Genomic DNA, 23,935 nt, shown 5'->3' with positions numbered 1-23,935 from the left:
AACTGCCCCGGCATTATCCACTCCAGGGTTCCAGTCGGCACCCTTCCCCTTCGCGGTAGACTGCCGTTTCGCTGGCCAGCAACGGGAACCGGGCGGTGACGCTCTTGGCTTTGGCGTCCTCACTCAGCATGATCGCTTCCATGCCGGGTTCGAAATCCTTGCGGCAATCATCCAGCCCGCGCCCGCCTTCGAACCGGCACGAACAGGCAACTCGTGCGCCATAGGCCGCGCCGATCCGGGCATAGCCGCCCAGCGGCTGCCAGAACCACGCCAGCGCAAGCAACAGCACCAGGCCGACCACGGCCATTACCTTGATCGTGCGCCGCCGGGGCGCGGGTCGGGTTGGGTTTGCCATTGCCATCCGCCAGCCTTTGGGCAAGTGATGCGCGCCATGGTTACGCGCCGCCTGTCCCTTATCCTGCCCGCGCTGCTGCTGCCAGCCCTGATCGGCTGTTCATCGCACAACGCGGCCCCTGTCCCGCTGTCTGCCGAGGCAGTCAAGGCGGTGAACGACAAACCCGGCGTGGACCGTGAGGCACTGGCGCGGGCGGTGGATGACTTGTTCAGCCGGGCCGAAACGGCGGAAACCCGCGCGGTGGTGGTGCTGAAGGACGGCCGGATCGTGGCGGAACGCTATGCCGCGCCGTACCATGAAAACACGCGGTTCGTTTCATGGTCGATGGCCAAGACGGTAACCGGAGTGATGATCGGCCAGCTGGTCAGCGACGGACGGCTGCGGCTGGATGAAAGCGTGCCGATCCCGGCCTGGCAGCGCCCCGGCGATCCGCGCGGGGAGATCACCTTGCGCCAGCTGCTGCAAATGCGTTCCGGCCTGCAGCACACCGAGGCCGAGGGGCCGATCTATCTGACCGACACCGCGCGAATGCTGTTCCTCGACGGGCGTGACAATATGGCCGCCTATGCCGAGGCCCAGCCGCTTGAGGCGGAGCCCGGCAAAAAGTGGGAATATTCCAGCGCGACCACGGTGATCCTGGCCGATCTGGCCGCCCGCTCGCTCAGCGCCACCAGTGATCCGGCCGAGCGTCGGCGCCTGGTGAGCGATTACTTGCGCAACCGGCTGTTTGAACCACTGGGCATGAAAAGCGTACTGCCCGAGTATGACGCCGCCGGAACCCTGATCGGGGGCAGCCTGATCCACGCCAGCGCACGCGATTGGGCCCGGTTCGGGGAATTCCTGCGCAACAAGGGCGCGGTCAAGGGCGCACAGCTGGTTCCGTCTGGCTGGATCGAATTCATGACCGGGCCAGGGCCCCGCAACCCGGGTTATGGCGCCCAGCTGTGGCTCAACCGCCGACCGGTGGACGGGGGCGAGGCGATGTGGCCGGGTCTGCCGGGCAGCGCCTTTTCAATGAACGGACACCTGGGCCAGTTCGTGCTGATTGTGCCATCGCAGGGCCTGACAATCGTTCGCCTGGGCAAGACCGACGAGGGCAAGCATGACCCGGTGCGCCGCGCAATGGGGCGGATCGCCCGGCTGTATATTCGCGACTAGGGCCTGCTTCGCTTACGCGGAAGCATCGCTGGCCCGTTCATCGGCCAGGCCCGCTAGCAGATCCTCGCTCGACAGATCAGTGGGATCGACATGGCCTTCGGGGTCCGGGTGAATCAGAATTTCGATCCCCGGGAACTCCTTCATCAGCTTGGCCTCGATCTCGTCCATCACATCATGCGCGTCGCGCACGGTCATGCCGGGATCGACCGCAACGTGGAACTGCACGAAATCGCGATTGCCTGACGTGCGCGTGCGCAAATCGTGCAGTCCGCGCAGTTCCGGATGGCGCGCCACCACTTCCAGAAAGCGGTCCCGCTTTTCATTGGGCCATTCGCGGTCCATCAACTGTTCGATCGCTTCCTGCGAGGCACCCCATGCGCCCCAGCCAAGCCACAGCGCGATGATCAGCCCGAACAGCGAATCCGCCCCGCGAATTCCCGCGTACTGATCAAGCGCGAGCGCGGCGATCACCGCCAGATTGAGAAACAGGTCCGACTTGTAGTGCACATTATCAGTACTGATCGCCAGGCTGCCGGTCTTGCGGATCACATGGCGCTGCCACAGCAGCAGCAGGATGGTTGCGGCCATCGCAATCGCGGAAACCAGAATCCCGCCTTCCGCACCTTCCGGCCGCGATCCGGCAAACCATTGCTGCACCGCGCGCAAGGCCAGGCTGAGCGCCGAAATCGAAATCAGCACGACTTGAAACATCGCCGCCAGGGCTTCGGCTTTGCCATGGCCAAAGCGGTGGTTGTGATCGTCCGGCTGAGCCGCAACCCATACCCCCGCCAGCGTCGCCATCGACGCCACCAGATCGAGCAATGTATCGGCCAGACTGCCGAGCATTGCAGTCGAGCCGGTCGACAGCGCGGCCCAGGCCTTGAGGCCGACCAGCAACAAGGCCACCGCGATCGAGGCAAAGGCGGCGCTGCGGTTGAGGGAATTGTTGTCGCTCATGGATATAACAGTCTGCTGGTCCAGCCCCCGTCCGGCAACCGTTCAAACCGGCGGCGTTCGTGAAGACGGAAAGGGCGGTCAAGCCAGAACTCGAAAGCGCTGGGGGTGAGGCAGAACCCGGTCCAGTGCGGCGGGCGCGGCACTTTGCCCACCAGGTGCCGGGCCGTAACCTTGGCGATTCGGGCGATGAAGGTCCCACGCGAATCGAGCGGAGCCGATTGATCGCTGGCATGGGCACCCAGCTGCGAATCGCGGCCGCGGCTGGCGAAATAGGCATCAGCCATTGCGTCCGGCACTTGCGTAATGGTCCCTTCGATCCGGATCTGGCGACGCAGCGATTTCCAATGGAACAGCATCGCCGCCTGCGGATTGTCGAGCAGTTCTGCGCCTTTGCGGCTGTGGCAATTGGTATAGAACACAAATCCGCCCTGCGGCCCCAACAGGTCTGCGCCGTGATCCTTCATCAGGACCATCCGTACCGATGGCATCGCATCCCGCGTTGCCGTGGCCAGGGCGACCGCATCGGCATCGCTGGGCTCAGCCTTTCGCGCCTCGGCAAACCATTCATCGAACAGCGCGAACGGCGCGGCATCGGGGATGGCATTGATGGCCTGGGTCTCATCCATGCAGGGGCTATAGGCCTGCTGCGGCTGCGAAGGAAGCGATAGCGATTCGCAAAACCACCCTACTCCTTGCCCAAACGCTTCATCGCACCTAGCTAGCAAGGATGGCAGATCCCTATTCGATCCTGGGCGTGGCCCGCGGCGCGAGCGAGAAGGACATCAAGTCCGCCTATCGCAAGCTGGCGAAAGAGCTTCATCCGGACCGCAACCAGGACAATCCCAAGGCCGCGGAACGCTTTTCCGAAGTAACCCGCGCCTATGACCTGTTGTCAGACAAGGACAAGCGCGCCCGCTTCGATCGCGGCGAGATCGATATCGATGGCAACCCCAGCATGGGCTTCGGGTTTGGCGGCGGCGGTCCGGGCGGCGGCCAACGGGGCTTCCGCGCCGACGGGTTCGAAGGCTTTGGCGGCGGCGGCGGAGCCGAGGGAATCGATCTTGGCGATATCTTCGAAGGGTTGTTCGGCGGGCGTGGAGGCATGGGCGGCGGTCAGCGCCGCGCCGCGCCCAAGGGGGCCAATGTGGCCTACAAGCTGGGCGTATCGCTGTCGGACGCCGCTATGCGCGCAACCCAGCGGATCACGCTCGCCGATGGCAAGACGATTGACCTGAAACTGCCCGCCGGGGTCGAGGACGGCACCCAGATGCGCCTTACTGGCAAAGGTGAGGTTGGCCCGGGCGGGGCGGGCGATGCGATTGTCACGATCCACCTCCAGCCCCACCCCTTTTTCAAGCGCGATGGCGACAACCTGCGGCTCGATCTGCCGATCAGCCTGGATGAGGCGGTGAACGGCGCCAAAGTCCGGGTTCCCACCGCCGAAGGAGCCGTGATGCTGACCGTGGCCCCCGGCACCAGTTCGGGCAAGACATTGCGACTCAAGGACAAGGGCTTTTCCCGCAAGGACGGTACCCGCGGCGACCAGCTGATCACGATCGAGGTGCAATTGCCCGAACAGGACGCCGATCTGGTCAAGCGGCTCGAAGGCTGGCGCGACCCGCGCAACCTGCGCGCCAGGCTGGGCGGCTGAGCGCGTGGTCGACCAGGCGCATTCCCCACCGGAGCTGCCCCCCGACCTTTCCCCCGAAGCCCGTCGCCGCCGCGCCCAGCGCTGGCACGAGGATCTGCAGCAGCAGGCCGGCCAACAGTTTGGACCGCAAGGCCGGTTCTGGGGTACGCGGCTGTACCGGGTCATGATGCGGGTCTGGACGGGGGCCTGGAATGACGGCTTCATCCACGCCGGGAATCTGGCCTATATGGCGATCCTTTCGCTGTTCCCGTTCTTTGTGGTGGTCTCGCTGATCACCTCGCTGGTTGGCGAGGAGGGCCAGCGCGTTGCTTCGGTCCATACGTTCCTGATCGCGCTGCCGCCCATGGTGCGCACCGCGCTGGAACCGGTGGCAATGGACGTGGTTACCGCGCGCAGCGGCTGGCTGCTGTGGGCCGGGGGGCTGGTCGCATTATGGACTGTGGGCAGCCTGATCGAAACCATCCGCGATATCCTGCGCCGCGCTTATGGCACGCGCCACGTGGTCGCTTACTGGCGGCACCGGCTGATCTCGACTGCGGTAATTGTACTGGCGGTGGTCGCCCTGCTGTTCGCCCTGTTTGCGCAAGTCGCGATTGGCGCGGCGCAGGAAGTGATCACCGCCTGGTTCCCGCGTGGCGGCGGGTGGATCGAAACGCTCAGCACTTCGCGCTGGGTGCCGGCAGCGGTGCTGTACCTGGCAATCTACATGCTGTTCTATACCCTTACCCCCACGGCCTATCGGGCGCGCAGCTATCCCAAATGGCCCGGCGCACTGCTGGTGACCGGCTGGTGGGTAGCGGTGACCAGCTTGCTGCCGTTCGCCATGGCGCGGTTCTTCGCCTACAACCTGACCTATGGCAGTCTGGCCGGGGTGATGATCGCGCTGTTCTTTTTCTGGCTTGTCGGGCTGGGCATGGTAGTAGGCGCAGAGCTTAACGCGGCGCTGGCCGTCACGCCGGAGGAGCGGGACATGGCCAGCCATGCCGTAACGGAAAGAAGTGCCAGTTAAAGGGATGGTGGCAATCAGATGACCGGATTGATGCAGGGTAAGCGCGGGCTGATCATGGGCCTGGCAAATGACAAGTCGCTGGCCTGGGGGATTGCCCAGAAACTGCACGAAGCAGGCGCAGAACTGGCCTTTTCCTATCAGGGCGAAGCGCTGGAAAAGCGCGTCCGGCCGCTGGCGGCCAGCCTGGGGAGCGATTTCCTGATTGACTGCGACGTCAGCGACATGGCCGCGCTCGACCAGGCGTTTGCCACGTTGTCGGAAAAGTGGCCGACGATCGACTTCGTGGTCCACGCGATCGGCTTTTCCGACAAGAACGAGCTACGCGGGCGGTATTACGATACCAGCCTGGACAACTTCCTGATGACCATGAACATTTCCGCCTACAGCCTGGTCGCAGTGACCAAGCGTGCGCGCGAAATGATGCCCAATGGCGGATCGATCCTGACGCTGTCCTACTACGGCGCGGAAAAGGTTGTGCCGCATTACAACGTGATGGGCGTGGCCAAGGCCGCGCTGGAAACCAGCGTGAAATACCTCGCCAACGATCTCGGGCCGGAAAACATCCGCGTCAATGCGATCTCGGCCGGTCCGATCCGCACTCTGGCGGCGAGCGGGATCGGCGATTTCCGCTATATCCTGAAATGGAACGAGCTCAATTCGCCGCTGCGCCGCAACGTGACGATCGAGGATGTCGGCGGTTCGGCGCTGTACCTGCTGAGCGACCTGGCATCGGGCGTGACCGGGGAAACCCACCATGTCGATGCGGGCTATCACCTGGTCGGGATGAAGCAGGAAGACGCGCCGGATATTGCTTTGGGGTAAAAGAGAAATCCTCCCCCAACGGGGGAGGGGGACCGGCGAAGCCGGTGGAAGGGGGCTGGCAAGCAAGCGTGCGGAAGCGCGCAGCCGCTATCGCGGCTTTCCTTGCGAAGCCCCCCTCCGTCTCGCTTGCAGCGAGCCACCTCCCCCAAGGGGGGAGGATCTGTCAGTGAAAAATCAGCCCCCGGCTTGCGCCTGCGCTTCACGCCCGTCGCCCTGCGGGGCGGCGATGATGTCGCGGGTGACACTGCCCTTGGCGACCGTATTGGTCTGCGGGTCACCCACGGTCGAGCGGATCGAATTGGCGGCAGTACCGGCGCGGTTGCCGGTGGTGCGCTCAATTTCGCTGCGCGGGGCGGGGTTGCCGAACAGGGCGTCCTGCGCCTGAGTGGCGGTGTTGCGATCCGACGGGCGCGGCGCGCCGGGGGCCGGGGGCGACAGCGAGAAATCGGGCGGAATCACCAGCGGCGCCTGGCGCTGCACGGCGAATTCGTCAGGCCGGTCACGTCCAAGCAGCCCGCTGCTGCCGCAGCCGGCCAGCATGGCCGAAGCACCGGCAAGGATCAGGATCGCGGAAATCTTGCGCATTTGAATCAATTCTCCGTCGCGGGCTCGCCCGTCGTTTCCTGCTTTTCGCGCGAAAGGAAGGAACGGGCAAGGATAATCAGGACACCGATGGTAATCGCCGCATCGGCCAGGTTGAACACCAGGAACGGCCGCCATTCCCCGAAATGGAGATCGGCATAGTCGATCACGTGGCCGAAATTGAAGCGATCGCGGATGTTGCCCAGCGCCCCGCCCAGCACCAGTGCCAGCGCAGCGACATCGCCCAGCGCCCGTTCGCGCAGCATCCAGATCAGCACCACCAGCGCAATCGCCGAAGTGAGCGCAACCAGCAGCCAGCGCATCTCCATCGAATCCGCCGTGAGCATGCCCAGCGAGACGCCATAGTTCTCGGTCCAGGTCAGGCGGAAGAACGGCACCAGCTCGATCGAACCAAGTTTGCGCAGCTGCAAGGGGCCAAGCATCAGCCCCTTGATCCACTGGTCAGCCACAAACACCCCGGCGGCAAGGCCGAGTCCGATCAGGCGGAGGCGGGTAAGCGCAGTCATTCCGCTGCGTCCATGGCCGACACAACCTGTTCGCAGCGTGAACAGAGTTCGCCATCGGCGGTCACTTCAGGCAGGTGACGCCAGCAGCGCCCGCATTTGTGGTGGGTGGTGCGGGTGACGGTGATTGAGTTAGTTACGCCAACTTCAAAACTCGAAACGATGCAGACCTCGGCCAGATCGAGCCTGCCCAAGTTGGCCAACACGAACTGATCGTCGAGCGGATATCTAACTTCGGCTTCCAAGCTTGAGCCAACTTCCTTTTCTCTGCGAAGCGGCTCAATCGCCTCAGTGACTGATCGACGCATTTGCCTGATGCTGTCCCAGAACCAATTATAGCCATCTCTACCAGCCACATCGACCTCAACAGGCAAGTCGCCAATCCGCTCTTGATTCCAAGTTGGATCGATAACCGGCCATTCCAGCAAATGCACCGAACCACCATCCGGATAACGGCTGCCCCACACCTCTTCCGCCGTGAACACCAGCACCGGCGCGGCATAGCGCACCAGTGCGTGGAACAGGGTGTCGAGCACCGTGCGGTAGGCCATCCGTTTGGGATCGTCCGCCGCATCGCAGTACAGGCAGTCCTTGCGGATATCGAAGAAGAACGCCGACAGGTCCTCGTTGCAGAAATCGGTCAGCGCGCGGACGTAGGTATTGAAGTCGTAATCATCGACCGCCACCCGCAGCGTCGCGTCCAGCTTGGCCAGCAGGGCCAGCACATAGCGTTCCAGCTCTGGCATCGCCGCCACATCGGCCACCCGCTCGGCCTCGCTGAACCCATCCAGCGCGCCCAGCAGATAGCGGAAGGTGTTGCGCAGCTTGCGGTACTGGTCGGCCACGCCCTTAAGGATTTCATCGCCGATCCGGTGATCCTCGGTGAAATCGACCGACAGCGCCCACAGCCGGATGATGTCCGCGCCGTTGACCTCCATCACTTTCAGCGGGTCGATCGTGTTGCCGAGCGACTTGGACATCTTCATGCCCTTGCTGTCCATGGTGAAGCCGTGGGTCAGCACGGTCTTGTAGGGCGCATGGCCCCGCGTGGCGCAGCTTTCCAGCAGGCTCGACTGGAACCAGCCGCGATGCTGGTCGCTGCCTTCAAGGTACATGTCGGCGAGCGGCCCGGTGTAGCCCTCTGGCCGCATCAGGTCCGGCCAGCGCCCGCTTTCCAGCACGAAAGCATGGGTGGAACCGGAATCGAACCACACATCCAGAATGTCGGTGACGCGCTCGTAATCATCGGCGCGGTAATCCGGCCCGAGGTATTCCTGCGCGCGCGCATCGCTCCACGCATCGACCCCGCCGGCCTTGACCGCCGCGACGATCCGCGCGTTGACCGCCGGATCGCACAGGTACTGGCCAGACTTGCGGTCAACAAACAGCGTGATCGGCACGCCCCAGGCGCGCTGGCGGCTGAGCACCCAGTCGGGTCGCCCTTCCACCATCGAACCAATCCGGTTGCGGCCCTTTTCGGGGACAAAGCGAGTCGCGGCAATCGCGGCCACGGCTTTTTCGCGCAGGGTCCCGCCGGGCGTCTCGACTTCGCTCGACGCGAACGGAACCTGTGTTTGATCCTCAACCCTACCGCCGTTCGTGTCGAGCGAAGTCGAGACACCGCGCGCAATCGCCTTGTCCATCGGCACGAACCACTGCGGGGTGCAGCGGAAGATCACTTTGGCCTTCGAACGCCACGAGTGCGGGTAGGAGTGCTTGTAATCGGCTGACGCGGCGAGCAGCCCGCCCGCTTCGCGCAGCGCAGTGCAGATCGGGCCATCGGGCGCGTTGAACTTGGGATTGATTACCGAGCCTTCGCCGCCGAGCCAGAGCCAGTCGGCGCGGTACTTGCCATCGCCTTCGACCGCGAAGACCGGTTCGATCCCGTGCGCCTTGCACAGCAGGAAGTCATCCTCGCCGTGGTCGGGCGCCATGTGGACGAGGCCCGTGCCGCTTTCGGTGGTGACGAAATCCCCCGCGAGCAAGGGACGGGGCTTGGCGAAGAACCCGCCGAGGTGGTGCATCGGGTGGCGGGCGATTGCTCCCACGAGCGCACCCGCTGGCAGATCATGCTGTTGGTCGATCTCCAAGCCAAGTGTGATGCCCAGCTCCTTGAGGCGAGCTGCCTCTTGAACGTAGCGGTCGATGAACTGTGGCAGGAGCGATTTCGCGACGATGAAGTCGCGGTAACCGGAATTTTCCATGTCTTGCTGTGCGACATCGACGTCGGACATCATCGCATTGATCACGACGTATTCGACGTCAGTACCATAAGCCAAAGCCTGGTTCACCGGGATCGTCCAAGGCGTCGTCGTCCAGATCACCGCGTAAGCGCCGACTAAACTGGGAAGGTTCGGAGCTTCAACAATCTCAAACGCCACATCCACCTGCGTCGAGACAATATCCTCGTACTCGACCTCGGCCTCGGCCAGCGCCGTTTTCTCAACGGGCGACCACATCACCGGCTTGGCGCCGCGATAGAGCTGGCCGCTTTCCGCGAACTTCAGCAGTTCAGCAACGATGGTCCCTTCGGCCTCGCTGTCCATGGTGAGGTAGGGGTGGTCCCAATCGCCATTGATGCCGAGGCGCTTCAACTGCTCGCGCTGGGTATCGACCCAGTGCTGGGCATAGGCGCGGCATTCGGCGCGGAATTCTTCCGCCGGAACCTCATCCTTGTTGAGCTTCTTCTTGCGGTACTGTTCCTCGACCTTCCATTCGATCGGCAGGCCGTGGCAATCCCAGCCGGGCACATAGGGCGCGTCCAGCCCCTTCAGGTTCTGGGTGCGGCAGACCATGTCTTTCAAGATATGGTTGAGCGCATGGCCGATGTGCATATCGCCATTGGCATAGGGCGGGCCATCGTGAAGAATGAACTTCTCACGCCCGGCGCGGGCATCGCGCAATTGGCGATAGAGGTCCCCGTCCAGCCAGCGCGCCAGAATACCGGGCTCCTTTTGGGGGAGGCCGGCCTTCATGGGAAACTCGGTCTTCGGCAGGAAGACGGTAGGACGATAATCGCGCGGTTCAGTCATAACCCGCGCGCCTTAGCGAGCGCGGCGGCTTTGCGCAATTTTTTGGAGCATCGGGCGGGATGTCCTGATTGGCATCGCGGGCCGCAGCGCGTGCGGAGGGCTCCGAATGGTTCGCGCAGAGACGCAGAGAAGAAAGGGAGACGCGGAGATGTTGCTTGCGCCGCAGGCTCTTTCATTCCGCAACGCCGCCCGAACCGCAGGGTGCAAGGAGGGAGCGGCCTTGCCGCTCACACTACGCCTCTGCGTCTCCCTTTTCTTCTCTGCGCCTCTGCGCGAACCATTCCATTCTGGCATGCGACCGAAACGCTGGCGGCCATAAATCTACCGCCCCAACAAGTTCCGCGCCTGACTCGCAACCTGAGCCAGCATTGCCGGCGCCACCGGCACCGCGCTTTGCGCCCGGCCGACCATGCTGCGGAACTGGCGGATTGACGCCTCTTGCGCGGCGGCCCAGCGTTCCACCGCCGCTTCGGCATCGCCGCGCTTGCCCATACCGCGGCGCAGGAAATCGAGCCGCATCTGCTGGAAATCGCGCGCCAGGCCGTTGACCAGCAGCCGTTCCCACGGGTCCGACGGGCTCATCCGGGCGGCAGTCATCTGCGCCCAGTCAAGCCCGAGCCGCGCGCCGAGTTCGGTGAAGGCGCGGGTGATCGAACTGGCGGACTGGCCGCTGTCCTTCGCCAGCCGCGCGAGGCCGATCGTGCCGTCCAGATCGTACAGCGTGGCGACCATGCCTGCTTCCGCCTGTGGCGCGCCCATGGCAGCAAGATCGGCCCGCATCCGGGTCGATTGCGCCAGCGCCTCGCCCGAAAGCAGGCCCATGGCCGATTGGCGCAGTTCGCCCACGCCCTTGGCCAGATCCGCGACCAGCCGCGAAGGTTCGCTGGTGCCCAGCCCAACCCGCAACAGGTCCGCCATGTGATCGGCGGTCGCCGCAGCGGCGCGCTCAAACAGCTGGATTCGCGCCAGTTCGGGCATGGCCGTGCTTTCCAGCGCAGCCCAGACCGCATCCAGCCCGAGCAGGCGTTCCGCCGCAACGAATGCAGCGACGACCTGCGGCAGGGTCACCCCTTCTTCCTCGGCCAGTTCGAACGGATGGATCAGCCCCAGGCGGTTGATCATCCGGTTGGCCAGCTTGGTGGCGATGATTTCGCGCCGCAGCCGGTGTTCGGTGATCTCGCGCTTGAATTTGCCGCGCATCGGGGTTGGGAAAGCGTTCAGCAGGTCTTCGGTCAGACCCGGATCATCGACGACCGCCGAATGTTCCAGCGCTTCCTGCAGGACCAGCTTGGCACTGGACAGCAACACCGCCAGTTCGGGGCGAGTCAGCCCCATGCCATCGGCGGCGCGGCGCGACAGGGTTTCGCTATCGGCCAGCCCTTCGGTCTTGCGGTCAAGGTGCCCGCCCGCTTCCAAGGTTTCGATCAGCCGCAGGTGCGATGCCGTGGCTGCCGGGCCGCCGGCCTGCGCAATTGACAGCGCCAGCGCCTGCAGCCGGTTGTCCTCCAGCACCAGATCGCCCACTTCATCGGTCATCTGGGTCAGCAGTTTGACCCGCGCGGGTTCGCTTAACCGCCCGGCGCGCTTGGCGGCGGCGAGGGCGATCTTGATGTTGACCTCGTTATCGCTGCAATCGACCCCGGCGCTGTTGTCGATAAAGTCGGTGTTGATCCGGCCCCCGCTCAGCGCGAATTCGATCCGGCCGGCCTGGGTGCAGCCCAGATTTGCGCCTTCGCCAATCACTTTGGCCCGAACATCGCCGCCGTCGATCCGCAGCGCATCGTTGGCCGGATCGCCGACCTGGACGTTGTTTTCGGCGGCCGATTTCACATAGGTGCCGATCCCGCCGAACCACAGCAGATCGACCTCAGCCTTGAGAATCGCAGTGATCAGGCTGTCAGGGTCAATGCTTTCAGCTTCCAGCCCCAGCATGTCACGCACCTGCCGGGACAGCGGCACTTCCTTCAGGCTGCGTGCGAACACGCCGCCGCCCTTGGAAATCAGGCCCTTGTCGTAATCGTCCCAGCTCGATCGCGGCAGCGCGAACATCCGTGCGCGCTCGGCCCAGCTTTTGGCCGGATCGGGATCGGGATCGAGGAAGATGTGGCGGTGATCGAACGCCGCCACGACCTTGAGCGACTGGCTGAGCAGCATGCCGTTGCCGAACACGTCGCCCGACATATCGCCGCAGCCCGCGACGCGGACCGGGTCGGCCTGCACGTCCACGCCCTGTTCGAGGAAGTGGCGCTGGACCGAGAGCCACGCGCCCTTGGCGGTGATCCCCATCGCCTTGTGGTCATAGCCCTTGGACCCGCCGCTGGCGAAGGCATCGTCCAGCCAGAAATCGCGTTCTTCGGCCAAGGCATTGGCGGTGTCGCTGAAGGTTGCGGTGCCCTTGTCGGCGGCGACCACGAAGTAGGGATCTTCGCCGTCACGCACGGCCACCCCCTTGGGATGGACCACTTTGCCGTCCACGATATTATCGGTGATCGACAGCAGGGTGCGGATGAACAGCTTGTAGCTGTCCTTGCCCTCGGTCAGCCAGCCGTCACGGTCACGCATCGGATCGGGCAGCTGCTTGGGATAGAACCCGCCCTTGGCCCCGGTCGGCACGATCACCGCGTTCTTGACCCGCTGGGCCTTCATCAGGCCCAGCACTTCGGTGCGGAAATCGTCGCGCCGGTCAGACCAGCGCAGCCCGCCGCGCGCGACTGGCCCGGAACGCAAGTGGATCCCTTCAACCCGCCGCGAATAGACGAAAATCTCGCGCCAGGGCAGCGGTTTGGGCAGGCCCGGGACGAGCGCGGAATCGAGCTTGAAGGCCAGAGCGTCTGCTCCGGCGGGGGCAAAGGCATTGGTCCGCAACATGGCATCGACCACCGCCTGAAACTGGCGCAACAAGCGGTCGTCGTTGATCGCAGCCACGCGACCAAGGCCATCGCGGATGGTTTCGAGCGCATCGCCTTCTGCCCTGGCACGCTCACCCTTGAACGCCGGATCGTGCCGCGCGACGAACAGCGCAACGAGCCCGCGTGTCACCACTGGCGCATTCTGCAGCGCATCGACCGCAGTCGGCACCGAATAGTTGAGCCCGGCCTGGCGCAAGTAACGATACCATGCGCGCAGCCAGCCCGCGGCGCGGGCCGACAATTCGACCGTGGTAATCAGGCGATTGAACGGATCATCCTCGGCCGCGCCGTTGAGCACATCGGCCAGCGCGGCCTCGATCGTGGCTGAACGGGCGAGCAGGGCAGCGGCGTCGATCCCCGTGGGCAGGGCCAGCGTGAAATCGTGGATCGTGCCCATCCGGCCTTGATCCAGGTCGGTCGGCACGTCCTCGATCACGCGGAAGCCGAAATTTTCCAGCGCCGGGACCGCATCGGACAGGGCCAGCGCGCCATGCCGCTGGTAAAGCTTGAGGTGCAGTTCATCCCCGCGGGTCAGCAGCCGCACACCGCGCCACAGGCCTTCCTCGCCCTCACCAGCCAGGCGGCGCAGGCGCATGATGTCGGCGGCGGCTTCGGCCGCGCCAAACTCGCTGCGATAAGACAGCGGAAAGCCTTCGGCGAAACGGGCGGCAATCGCGGCGGCGCGCGATCCGTCTTCGCCCTGTTCCAACTCGGCCTCAACCGCTTCGGACCAGCCGCGCAACATTGCCTGAACGCGGGCATCGAGCGCGGCCTCATCGGGCAGTCTGGCCACTTCGGGCAGATCGAGCACGAAGCGCAGCAACGCAAGGCTGCCTTCGACCTGCAAGGCCCAGTCGAGCACCGGGGCATCGCAGGCCGCTTCGAGCATGGCCGCGATTTGCAGCCGGGTGCCAGTGCTCATGATGTCACGCGGCAACCACACAAATGCGAAAGCGTGACGGTTGAGCGGCGAGGGGACCATGACCAGCTTGGCGCGCGGGCGATCGGTCAGGCTCATCGTGGTGGTGGCGACGCGTTCCAGATCGGCATCGTCAAAGCACACCAGCAGATCGTGCGGCAGTGCGGTCATGGCATGGACCAGCGCCTTGCCGGCGTGGCCCTGCGGTGAAAATCCAAAACGCTGGGTCAGCTCGGCCAGCTGCGCGCGCATCCGCGGCACCTGCATCGGCGGTGCAGCCAGCGCGGCGCTGGTCCAGATCCCGGCATGGGCCGACAGCGCGGTGAGCTTTCCGCCTTCGTAGATCGGGAGGATGAACAGATCGAGCGGGGTGCGGCGGTGGACATTGCTGATCCGGTTGCTCTTGACCACCAGCGGCGCGCGGGCACCCTGCTTTGCTCCCTCGAACCAGGCAAAGGCCCGATCCCACGACACCGGGCCAAGCAGCACTTTCGCGCCTTTCTTGCAGATCCCCAGTGCCCCGGTCTGGCTGCCATCGCGGTGGCGGGTCATGTGCCCCAGCTGGGTCAGCATGCCATCCTTGAACCAGCGCAGCAGCGCCGCGCCTTCACTATCAGGGCAGGCATCGGCATCGCGGCCCATCACATCCTGCATCCGCGGCCAATCGGCCACCGCCGCGCGGACATCGGCCAGCGTCGCTTCAAGCGCGCTCTCGACCTGGCGGCGCACCCGGGCATCGGCGCGCTCGGTCTCGAGGTAGATCATCGATTCGCGCTTTTCCCCGGCAGCATCGCCATCGAGGACCTGGGTCAGCCGACCATCGCCGTCGCGCCGTACTGGCAGCACCGGATGGACCAGCCGGTCGATCGCGAGGCCATGCGCGGCAATCGTCGTCGCGATTGAATCGACCAGGAACGGCATGTCATCGTTGATCACCGCGATCCGCATGAAACGTTCGCCCGCCGCGCCCGATACGGTTTCGATCCCCAGCGCCGGTTCGCCGCCCTGTCGCTGGCTGGCAGCGGACAGCACGAAGGTCGCGACCGCGCTCAGCGCTTCGGGGGTGAAGGGTTGGTCCCCGGGCAGCAAGGCGGCGGCGATCCGCGCGGCCAGGGCCTGAGCCAACGGGCTGTTCTCACCAGACGGGGCGGGCTGTGCACTCATCGCTTGCGCTCTCCTGCAGGCGACCGCGGCCGCCCGAACCTGCGTGTTATATAATTGCTATCACTTGTAGCATTTTTACGCAGTGTAAGCCCAAGTGGTCACCGTTGCAACCAGTTGCGCCTAGGGAAAGCACCCTAAACCAAGGCTTTTATCGTTAATTCCAGCGAGCGGTGCCGCGCCATGGGATCAAATGTTGACCCGGCAACGATCAGTTCATCAGCCTTGGTGCGTTCAACGAACCGGGCAATCCGTTCCCGCACCGTCGCAGGCGAACCCACGGCGCTGGCCTGGCGCATGTGTTCAAGCATCGCCAGAATCGAAGGCGGCAGGGTCTGGCGATAGCCCGGCACCGGCGGCTGCAACCGCCCGGGATTGCCGGTGCGCAGGGCCACAAAGCTCTGGTCCAGCGAACTGGCCAGCAGCACCGCTTCTTCATCGCTGTCTGCCGCGATCACCGTCATCGCCGCCATGGCATGCGGCTTGGCAAGCCACTGCGACGGACGGAATTCCTTGCGGTAGAGCGCCAAAGCGGCATCGAGGTGATCGGGCGCGAAGTGCGAGGCAAAGGCATAGGGCATCCCGATCATCGCCGCCAATTGCGCCCCGAACAGACTGGAGCCGAGCATCCACATCTCAACCTGCGCGCCATATCCGGGCGTTGCCCGCAGCTGCAGTTCAGGTTCGCCCGTCAGCAGCGCGCGCAGTTCGACCACGTCATGCGGGAATTGTTCCGCAGCGCGCATCAGGTCCTTGCGCAAGGCTTGCGCCAGCCGCCCGTCCGCACCCGGCGCGCGTCCCAGCCCCAGGTCGACCCGGCCGGGGAACAGTGCATCGAGCGTGCCAAATTGTTCGGCAATCACCCACGGGTTATGGTTGGGCAGCATGATCCCGCCCGAGCCGATCCGGATCGTGGCCGTGGCATGGCCGATATGCGCAAGCACGACGGCGGTAGCGCCGCCCGCGATGCCATCCATCGCGTGATGTTCCGCCACCCAGAACCGCTTGTAGCCTGCAGCTTCGGCGCATTTGGCCAGCGCGGCGGCATCGGCCAGCGCTTGCGGAACCGAACCACCGGCAATGACCGGGACGAGATCGAGGACGGAAAGGTCTATCACGGCACCGATGGTGCGGCGACTGGCCCCAGTTGGTCAAGGTATTGCTGCGCGCGCCGTGCAGCCTCGCTATCGGGCGTGGCCTTGATCACCGACTGAAAGCTGCGCCGCGCAGCGTCATCGCGTCCGCCCAGCGCGGCGATTACGCCCGCTTCCAGCCCCACTTCCGGATCAAGCGGGGCCAGGGTGGCGGCCTGTTCGATCTGCTGCTGCGCCTCTGCCAGCTGGTTCAGCCGGCGCGACAGCGTGGCCGAAAGCAGCCAGGCCTGCGGATCATCCGCCGCGCCGCTGCGCGCCTCGGCCAGCGCGGACAGGGCGTCGCTATCGCGCTTGAGCAAGACCAGCGCGCGCGCGCGGTCGATCGAGAACAGCGCGGCGAGGTGCGGATCGCCTGCCCCCAGCGCATCACCGTGCGCCGCATCCAGTGCGGCCAGCGCGCGGTCGGGCGCGCCGTCGGCAAGCGCTGCGTTGCCCGCCATGGCCCCCAGCCGGGCGCGGTTGGCGCGTTCATTGGCGGCAGTGTCATCGCGCGCGGCAAGGAAGGCGCTTTCCGCCTGGCCCCATTGCTCCTGCGCGCTAAGCGCCACCCCAAGGCAACGACCCGGTTCAGCCCGGGCCGAGCCTTTGGCCTTGGCCAGCCAGGCCTGCGCCAGATCTTCCGCTGCGGCGGGATCGCTTTTCGCCAGCGCCAGACACTGTTCGAGCGGCCCGGCCAGCCGGATCGCGGGACGCACCGTTGCGCCGGGCGCCGGCTTGCGGCGTTGGATCTCGATCGGCGCCTGCGGCAGGGCCGGGGCATTGCCCGCTTGCAGGGCCAGCGGCAGAAACAACAGAGCAGAAAGCGGCATGAAAGCTCCGGATCAGGGCAAGGCTGCGATGGTCCGCAGCAACAGGGCAATATCCGCCTCGCGGCTGAGGCGGTGGTCCCCGTCCTTGATCAGGCTGACCTGCACGTCGGCTGAACGCAGCGCAGCGGCAAGCCGGAGCGACAGTTCCCACGGAACGTCGGGATCCTCCTGGCCCTGGATCAGGCGCACCGGAGCATCGATCGCGATCTCGCCGCCGAGCAGCAACTGATCCTGCGCATCGGCCCAGAAGGTTGGGAATGTCGGCGTCGGCTGAGGGCCATAGGCGTTCTCTTCCAGCACCGTTTCACCCGCGAGCAGATCGGCCTGCTGTTCATCGCTGTAACCCCAGGCGGTAAAGTCTGGCGCGGCGGCAATCCCGACCAGCGCGTGGACCCGCTCAGGCATGGCCAGCGCCGCCAGCAGCATCACCCAGCCGCCCATCGACGAGCCAACCAACACCACCCGGTCTTGCATTACGCCCCGGACCAGATCAATCACATCGCGCGTCCACCCGCTCAGCGTCTGATCGGCAAACTGGCCCTCGCTTTCACCGCAGCCCGAATAGTCCAGCAACAGGCAGGCCCGCCCCTGCGCGCACGCCCAGTCCATCAGCGCAGTCGCCTTCGACCCGCTCATGTCCGACATGTAGCCGGGCAGGAACACCAGCGTCGGGCCGGAGCCGGGCACATGCCGATAGGCGATCCGGCGGGTGGGAGAAGGGCTGAACCAGCGCGTTTCGGTCATGCCCCGACCATGCCGCAAGCGCCGGGTTCAGTCACGCAGGAACACCTGTTCGATCGCCAGTTCGAACAGATCGGCGATCCGGAAGGCCAGCGGCAGCGAGGGGTCATACTTGCCGGTCTCGATCGCATTGACGCTCTGGCGGCTGACTTCCAGCCGCTCGGCCAGATCCTGCTGGCTCCACCCGCGCTCCGCGCGCAGCACCTTGAGACGGTTGTTCATCGATCCGCGTCCTGCCGGTCACGCCGGGACAGCAACAGGTTGCCCAACCCCAGTCCGATCGCCCAGACCGGGACGGCGGCCCAGCCAAACGCATGCGGCACGAGCCCGAACGTTTCGAGAAAGCCCCAGAATGTCGCTACCCCCAGCAGCAGACCGGTTGCGATCATTCCGGCCAGGGCCTGGCGCTGGCGCAGGTATTCGTCGGTTTCTTCGGCCAGGTAGCGGGCCATCGCCCAGATGAAATAGAGGATCGGCAAACTGGGCAGCACCGCAATGAGCCACAGCAGCGGTCCTTGCGGATGCAGGTTGTTGCGGGTGGTGACGGCTATCCCCAAAGCCACGACATAGGCCAGCGACCAATGCAGTGAGCGGCGGTTGTAGGCGCGCAATGCCGGAGACATGACCCCGCACGAAGCCGCGCGGTTATTGGCCGCCCGCGCCATCGGTATCAATGCGCAGCTGAACAGCGCGACCAGCACCAGATTCCACGGCATGACGATCGCATCGCGGTACTCCAGCCAGGCGATCAGCGCCATCCCGCCGCCGAATACCGCTGCCCAGGCAACGGGACTTCGTCCAGGGTAACTCATGCCGCTTGCTCCCGCGCTCGACAGCGGCCCCGCGTCGCCACCCACAGCGCGGGGAGCAGGGCGAACATCATGGTGGCGTCCTTGTCGGCGATCAGGCCGACACGATTGGCAAATGCCAGAGCAAGGAACGCGCTGGCCCAGCACAGTGACTTGGTAAGTTTGGTCATCGGCAGTCTCCACGAATCGATGTAAAGGCAACTTGTCATTGTACACTCGATTTGTCAAGCGTCGTTGACATAAAGTCGTGCTCACTTGACCAATTGGTGCCATTGCCCTGTCACGAAACGCTGTTAGCTTGCGCCGGATAGAGTCCAAGGGAGACCCCGCATGAGCCTGCCCCCGCCTGCCCCAGCGCCGCTGCTCGCAACTGACCGCCGATCGCTGTTCAAGCTGGGGGCCGTGGGGCTGATGGGATTTTCCGCGCCGCTGCGCGCGGCTGTTGGCGGTGGATTCAGCCATGGGGTGGCAAGCGGGGAGCCGGGGCCTGACCGGGTCTTGCTGTGGACGCGCTATGCCAGCGGCTCTGATACCGCGCTTAAGTGGGAACTATCGGACAGTGAGGATTTCGCGCGGGTCACCGCCAGTGGAGACTGCACCGCCAGCCCGGCCAATGACAGCTGCGCCAAAGCCTGGGCGAAAGGCCTGGAGCCGGGCAAATGGTATTTCTATCGCTTCATCGCCCCGAACGGCGAAAAGTCGATCACCGGGCGCACCCGCACGCTGCCGGTGGGCAAAGTCGGGAAATTCCGGATCGCGGTGTTTTCGTGCTCCAACCTGGGGTTCGGCTGGTTCAATGCCTATGCCCACGCCTGCGAGGCCGGTGATTTCGACCTGACGATGCACCTGGGCGACTATTTCTACGAATACAAACGCGGCGAATATCCCAGCGCGAAGCAGACTCTGGAAGGCCGCTTCATGCCGGAGAATGAAGCGACGACGCTGGCCGGCTACCGTGAACGCCTTGCCACCTACCGGCTCGATCCCGACCTGCAGCGGCTGCACCAGCTGTGGCCGATGGTGCCGATGTGGGATGATCACGAAGTGGCCAATGACACCTGGGCCGGCGGCGCCGAAAACCACCAGCCGGATGAGGGCGATTGGCCCGCACGCAAGGCGGCTTCGGAACAGGCTTACCGCGAATGGCTGCCGGTTTCCGATGATTACTGGGCCAGTTATGAGATTGGCGACCTGGCCACGCTGTTCAAGCTGGAAAGCCGCCACGTGGGGCGGGTGGAAGCGCTCGACTTCCTGGAAGTCTACAAAGGCGCAGCGCCCGATGCGGTGGCGGCAGCCTTGACCCGGTTCCGCGATGGCCCGCTGCACGATCCAAGGCGGACATTGCTGGGCGCTCAGCAGGAAGCCTGGCTGGCCGGTGCGCTCAAGGCTTCGACCCGGGCCCGCAAGCCCTGGCAGGTGCTGGGCCAGCAAGTGATCATGGGCGAACTCAAGATGACGCCCAAGGTGCTCGACGGCATGGATGCCCGATCGCCCGAATGGCTCAAGACCCGCATTCAGGCCTCGGTCGCGGCGGGGCTCAATGGCGTGCCGCTCAACATGGACATGTGGGATGGCTATCCCGCCGCGCGCGACCGGCTGCTCAAATCCGCGCTTGAGGCCAATGCCAACCTGGTGGTGTTGTCGGGTGACAGCCACAATGCCTGGGCCTTTGATCTTGATCGCAAAGGCCAGCGTGTCGGCGTGGAAATGGCCGGGCAGGGGGTCACCTCGCCCGGCGCCGAAGATTCGCTGCGCTGGATCAAGCCGGATGAACTGGCGCGCGAAAGCGTGGCGGCCAACCGCCAGCTCAAATGGTGCGACACGCGCCAGCGCGGCTACATGGCGGTCGAACTGACCCCCAAAAGCGCCACCAGCGAATGGCGCTTCATGGCCACTGTCCGCCAACGCAGCACCGCGCTGTCGGGGGTGAAGCGGATGACGGTGCTGGCGGGGCAGCGGAAGTATTCGGTTTGATCTCGGACCTTGGGTTTGGGGGATAGGTCGGAATGGTTCACGCAGAGACGCGGAGGAAGAAAAGAGGCGCGGAGGGGTGGCGCTGAGCCGCAGGCTCTCTTTACGGTCAGAACGTCCGGTTTGACCGAACCGACGAAGGATAAATCGACTTCGCCGGAATCCCGACCGCCTCCGCGTCTCCCTTTCTGCCTCCGCGTCTCTGCGTGAACCATCCAAACACCTCCGCCCCAACCCAAGGGTTTGAATTATTCACCATTGCCTGCTATCCCCGCTAGCGATGAGCACGCCGCGCGCCTTGACGACTACTACCACCACCCCGGGCTTCCCGGGGCGGACCGCGATCGCCTGACGCGAACGCGCGCCGCCGTCCGGGTTCGGGCGGTTGGTGTCTCCTCCCCGAACCTGCCGAAACCAGACACCGCCCCTTCCGGTGCGCCCCGGCATGTGCCAAAGCGCCCCAAACGGTGTTGAGAGTATCGCATGTCCGAAATGTTGAAGATCAGCCTGCCCGACGGTTCCAGCCGCGAACTGCCGCGCGGATCGACCCCGGCGGACCTTGCCGCTGCAATCGGCCCGGGCCTGGCCAAAGCCGCACTTGCCGCGCGGATCGACGGTGAACTGCGCGATCTGACCCGCCCGTTCGATGGGGACTGCGAAGTTGCGCTGGTTACCAGCCGCGACGAGGCCGATGCGCTCGATCTTGCCCGCCACGATTACGCCCACGTCCTGGCTGAAGCGGTGCAGGCGCTGTTCCCCGGCACGCAGATCACCTTTGGCCCCAGCACCGACGACGGCTTCTATTACGATTTCGCGCCCCCAAAAATTGATGGCAAGGACCGCCCGTTTACTGAGGAAGACCTGCCTGCGATCGAGGCCGAAATGCGCCGGATCATCCAGGCCGACAAGCCCTTGCGCCGCGAGGAATGGAGCCGCGAACAGCTGATCAGCCGGTGGAAGCAGCAGGGCGAAAGTTTCAAGGCCGAATGGGCCGCCGAATTGCCGGAAGGCGAACCGCTGACGATCTATTGGTCGGGCGAAGACTGGCTCGACATGTGCCGCGGCCCGCACCTGCCCAGCACCGGCAAGCTTGCGCCCGATGCTTTCAAGCTGACGCGCGTGTCCGGCGCTTACTGGCGCGGGGACCAGAACAACGCCATGCTCAGCCGGATCTACGGCACCGGCTGGCTCAACAAGAAGCAACTGGCCGAACACCTGACCCGGCTGGAAGAAGCCGCCAAGCGCGACCACCGCAAGCTGGGCGGGGAAATGGACCTGTTCCACCTGCAGCAGGAAGCCCACGGCAGCGTGTTCTGGCACCCCAAGGGCTACCTGATCTGGCGCGAGCTGGAAGCCTATATGCGACGCGCGATCGACGGCGCGGGCTACCGCGAGGTCAAGACCCCGCAAGTGATGGACGCGCGCCAGTGGGAGCAGTCTGGCCACTGGGGCAAGTACCGCGAGAACATGTTCGTCATTCCCGACGAAGTTCCCAACGTCGATGATGAAGGCCCGATCATCTCCAACGATGCGGACTGGATGGCGCTCAAGCCGATGAATTGCCCGGCGCACGTGCTGATCTTCCGCCAGGGAATCAAGAGCTACCGCGACCTGCCGCTGCGGATCTATGAAAACGGCTGCTGCCACCGCAACGAGCCCCACGGCGCGCTGCACGGGCTGATGCGGGTCCGCCAGTTTACGCAGGACGACGCCCACATTTTCTGCCGCGAAGACCAAATCGTGGCCGAAGTGCAGGATTTCTGCGCGCTGGCGGACCGGATCTACAAGGATTTCGGCTTCACCTATTCGATCAAGCTCGCGCTGCGCCCCGAAAAGCGCTTCGGCACCGAGGAGATGTGGGATCAGGCCGAAACCGAACTGCGCGACGCCGTGGTCCGCGCTGGCCTCGCTACCGCAGAGTATGGCTGGGAGGAACTGCCCGGCGAAGGCGCCTTCTATGCACCCAAGCTGGAATGGCACCTGACCGATGCGATCGGGCGGACCTGGCAGGTCGGCACGATCCAGTCTGACCGCGTGCTGCCCGAACGGCTCAACGCGAGCTACATCGCCGAGGATGGCGAAAAGCACCGCCCGGTGATGCTGCACCGCGCGATCTTCGGTTCCTATGAACGCTTCATCGGCATCCTGATCGAACATTTCGCCGGCAAGTTGCCGGTGTGGCTCGCCCCGGTGCAGGCGGTGGTCGCGACGATCGTGTCCGATGCGGACGCCTATGCCACCGAGGTGACCCAGCAGCTCAAGGCCGCCGGAATCCGCACCGACTGCGACCTGCGCAACGAGAAGATCAACTACAAGGTCCGCGAACACTCGCTGCAAAAGGTCCCGCACCTGCTGGTGGTGGGCAAGCGCGAGGCCGAGGAAGGCACCGTCGCGCTGCGCACCCTGGGGGCCGAACATCAAAAGGTCATGCCGCTGGCCGAAGCCATCGCCCTGCTGAAGGGTGAAGCCACCGCGCCGGATTTGCGCTGAACCCGGCATGCCGCTAGCTTTGCGGAATGCCAGATGAAAAGAGTGCAGAAGCCGGAGCACGGCACAGTGACTTTATCGTCTATGTCGATGAAAGCGGCGATCACGCGCTTGAGAGCATTGACCGTGAGTTTCCGGTTTTCGTCCTCGCTTTTTGTGTATTCTATCAGCAGAACTATATCGACCGGGTGGTACCGGCGGTCGAACGTCTGAAGTTCGACACGTTTGGGCACGACATTGTAGTTCTGCACGAACGCGATATCCGCAAGGAACTGGAACCATTCAAATTTCGAGACCGGCCCGCAAAGGACCGGTTTATCGGCAATCTCACGGAGATCATCGAAGGCAGCAATTTCATTCTAATCGCCAGCTTGATTGACAAGCGCAATGTGGGACAGCCCGCTGCGGAAAGCATGAATTGCTACCACATCGCGCTCGGCGCTTGCCTTGAGGCACTTTTTGATCTGATGGCCGAAAAGGGGCAAGAAGATCGCGAAACCCACATCGTGTTTGAACGCCGGGGCAAGCGCGAAGACAACGAACTTGAGCTGGAATTCCGCAGATTCTGCGACCGCAGCAATCGGCATGACCAGCATCTGCCGTTTCGCATCGTCTTGGCAAACAAGCAGGTCAATTCGACCGGCCTGCAGCTTGCTGATCTAGTAGCCCGGCCAATCGGAATCAAGTATTTGCGCCCGAACCAGCCCAACCGCGCTTTCGAAGTCTTGCGTCGAAAATTCTTCTGCAAGGGTGGTCGCAGTGCGCTTGGCCTGGACTTTGAGGGTTGGGGCCTGAACTTGTTCCCTGCTCCAGAAAGCGAAAGACCCCGGTGAACCCACCGAGGCCATAACGCCGACCGGGAACCCCCAATCCACTTGCTACGAT

20 protein-coding genes are annotated in these 23,935 nt (G+C 64.5%); 7 read left to right on the top strand and 13 right to left on the bottom strand.

Annotated features, from left to right (window positions below; genetic code table 11):
* Positions 1-13 precede the first annotated feature (13 nt).
* Positions 14-355 (bottom strand): hypothetical protein, encoded by a 342-nt coding sequence (locus tag MNBBLIKP_RS12290; RefSeq protein WP_088310567.1) that lies wholly within the window; start codon positions 353-355, stop codon positions 14-16.
* Between the two features lie 36 nt (positions 356-391).
* Here MNBBLIKP_RS12290 and MNBBLIKP_RS12285 point away from each other — a divergent pair, with 36 nt between their 5' ends.
* Complete coding sequence (locus MNBBLIKP_RS12285; RefSeq protein WP_088310566.1) at positions 392-1,513, top strand: serine hydrolase domain-containing protein; 1,122 nt, start codon at positions 392-394, stop codon at positions 1,511-1,513.
* Positions 1,514-1,525: 12 nt separating this feature from the next.
* Here MNBBLIKP_RS12285 and MNBBLIKP_RS12280 read toward each other — a convergent pair whose 3' ends face one another.
* Complete coding sequence (locus MNBBLIKP_RS12280; protein ID WP_088310534.1) at positions 1,526-2,470, bottom strand: cation diffusion facilitator family transporter; 945 nt, start codon at positions 2,468-2,470, stop codon at positions 1,526-1,528.
* Positions 2,467-3,096 carry a pyridoxamine 5'-phosphate oxidase gene (gene pdxH / locus MNBBLIKP_RS12275; RefSeq protein WP_088310533.1) on the bottom strand — a complete coding sequence of 210 codons (630 nt, stop codon included), beginning with the start codon at positions 3,094-3,096 and terminating at the stop codon, positions 2,467-2,469. The genes MNBBLIKP_RS12280 and pdxH overlap by 4 nt, the downstream gene beginning before the upstream one ends.
* 101 nt (positions 3,097-3,197) lie before the next feature.
* Here pdxH and MNBBLIKP_RS12270 point away from each other — a divergent pair, with 101 nt between their 5' ends.
* The 3 genes from MNBBLIKP_RS12270 to fabI are packed head-to-tail and all read left to right on the top strand — an operon-like array spanning position 3,198 to position 5,952.
* Positions 3,198-4,121, top strand: coding sequence for a DnaJ C-terminal domain-containing protein (locus tag MNBBLIKP_RS12270; RefSeq protein WP_088310532.1), 924 nt, complete (start codon positions 3,198-3,200; stop codon positions 4,119-4,121).
* 4 nt (positions 4,122-4,125) lie between these two features.
* Complete coding sequence (locus MNBBLIKP_RS12265) at positions 4,126-5,130, top strand: YihY/virulence factor BrkB family protein (protein WP_088310531.1); 1,005 nt, start codon at positions 4,126-4,128, stop codon at positions 5,128-5,130.
* Positions 5,131-5,148: 18 nt separating this feature from the next.
* On the top strand, positions 5,149-5,952 hold the full coding sequence (gene fabI, locus MNBBLIKP_RS12260; protein WP_088310530.1) for an enoyl-ACP reductase FabI: 804 nt from the start codon (positions 5,149-5,151) through the stop codon (positions 5,950-5,952).
* Positions 5,953-6,126: 174 nt separating this feature from the next.
* Here fabI and MNBBLIKP_RS12255 read toward each other — a convergent pair whose 3' ends face one another.
* From MNBBLIKP_RS12255 to MNBBLIKP_RS18080, 10 genes are all read right to left on the bottom strand, one after another.
* Positions 6,127-6,537: a DUF3035 domain-containing protein gene (locus tag MNBBLIKP_RS12255; RefSeq protein ID WP_088310529.1), complete on the bottom strand. Its 411-nt coding sequence runs from the start codon at positions 6,535-6,537 to the stop codon at positions 6,127-6,129.
* Between the two features lie 5 nt (positions 6,538-6,542).
* A complete protein-coding gene (gene lspA / locus MNBBLIKP_RS12250) occupies positions 6,543-7,061 on the bottom strand; it encodes a signal peptidase II (protein ID WP_088310528.1) in 519 nt (172 codons plus the stop codon).
* The gene (ileS, locus tag MNBBLIKP_RS12245; RefSeq protein ID WP_088310527.1) at positions 7,058-10,090 is read right to left on the bottom strand and encodes an isoleucine--tRNA ligase; all 3,033 of its coding nucleotides are present in this window, start codon (positions 10,088-10,090) and stop codon (positions 7,058-7,060) included. The genes lspA and ileS overlap by 4 nt, the downstream gene beginning before the upstream one ends.
* Positions 10,091-10,411: 321 nt before the next feature.
* Positions 10,412-15,082, bottom strand: a complete 4,671-nt coding sequence (locus tag MNBBLIKP_RS12240) for an NAD-glutamate dehydrogenase (RefSeq protein ID WP_088310526.1) — start codon at positions 15,080-15,082, stop codon at positions 10,412-10,414.
* A gap of 134 nt (positions 15,083-15,216) precedes the next feature.
* Entirely contained in the window at positions 15,217-16,197 is a 981-nt protein-coding gene (locus tag MNBBLIKP_RS12235; RefSeq protein WP_176399758.1) for an LLM class flavin-dependent oxidoreductase, read from the bottom strand.
* The gene (locus MNBBLIKP_RS12230; protein WP_088310525.1) at positions 16,194-17,042 is read right to left on the bottom strand and encodes a hypothetical protein; all 849 of its coding nucleotides are present in this window, start codon (positions 17,040-17,042) and stop codon (positions 16,194-16,196) included. Before MNBBLIKP_RS12230 ends, MNBBLIKP_RS12235 begins: the two co-directional genes overlap by 4 nt.
* Before the next feature lie 12 nt (positions 17,043-17,054).
* On the bottom strand, positions 17,055-17,786 hold the full coding sequence (locus MNBBLIKP_RS12225; protein ID WP_088310524.1) for an alpha/beta fold hydrolase: 732 nt from the start codon (positions 17,784-17,786) through the stop codon (positions 17,055-17,057).
* 27 nt (positions 17,787-17,813) lie between these two features.
* Positions 17,814-18,005, bottom strand: a complete 192-nt coding sequence (locus MNBBLIKP_RS12220) for a helix-turn-helix transcriptional regulator (RefSeq protein ID WP_088310523.1) — start codon at positions 18,003-18,005, stop codon at positions 17,814-17,816.
* Positions 18,002-18,595, bottom strand: a complete 594-nt coding sequence (locus tag MNBBLIKP_RS12215) for a hypothetical protein (RefSeq protein WP_140420599.1) — start codon at positions 18,593-18,595, stop codon at positions 18,002-18,004. Before MNBBLIKP_RS12215 ends, MNBBLIKP_RS12220 begins: the two co-directional genes overlap by 4 nt.
* Positions 18,592-18,762, bottom strand: a complete 171-nt coding sequence (locus tag MNBBLIKP_RS18080) for a hypothetical protein (RefSeq protein ID WP_176399757.1) — start codon at positions 18,760-18,762, stop codon at positions 18,592-18,594. The genes MNBBLIKP_RS12215 and MNBBLIKP_RS18080 overlap by 4 nt, the downstream gene beginning before the upstream one ends.
* A 160-nt stretch (positions 18,763-18,922) precedes the next feature.
* Between MNBBLIKP_RS18080 and MNBBLIKP_RS12210 the strand changes: the two genes are divergently transcribed.
* From MNBBLIKP_RS12210 to MNBBLIKP_RS12200, 3 genes are all read left to right on the top strand, one after another.
* Entirely contained in the window at positions 18,923-20,566 is a 1,644-nt protein-coding gene (locus tag MNBBLIKP_RS12210; protein WP_088310521.1) for an alkaline phosphatase D family protein, read from the top strand.
* 480 nt (positions 20,567-21,046) lie between these two features.
* Complete coding sequence (gene thrS, locus MNBBLIKP_RS12205) at positions 21,047-23,053, top strand: threonine--tRNA ligase (protein ID WP_088310520.1); 2,007 nt, start codon at positions 21,047-21,049, stop codon at positions 23,051-23,053.
* 26 nt (positions 23,054-23,079) lie between these two features.
* A complete protein-coding gene (locus MNBBLIKP_RS12200) occupies positions 23,080-23,883 on the top strand; it encodes a DUF3800 domain-containing protein (protein WP_088310519.1) in 804 nt (267 codons plus the stop codon).
* Positions 23,884-23,935: the final 52 nt, after the last annotated feature.

Origin of the sequence: Novosphingobium sp. B 225 (assembly GCF_002198665.1) — a bacterium.
Classification (GTDB): Bacteria; Pseudomonadota; Alphaproteobacteria; order Sphingomonadales; family Sphingomonadaceae; genus Novosphingobium.
The sequence above is the reverse complement of the archived record's forward strand: the minus strand, read 5'-3'. Positions and strand labels throughout refer to the sequence as shown.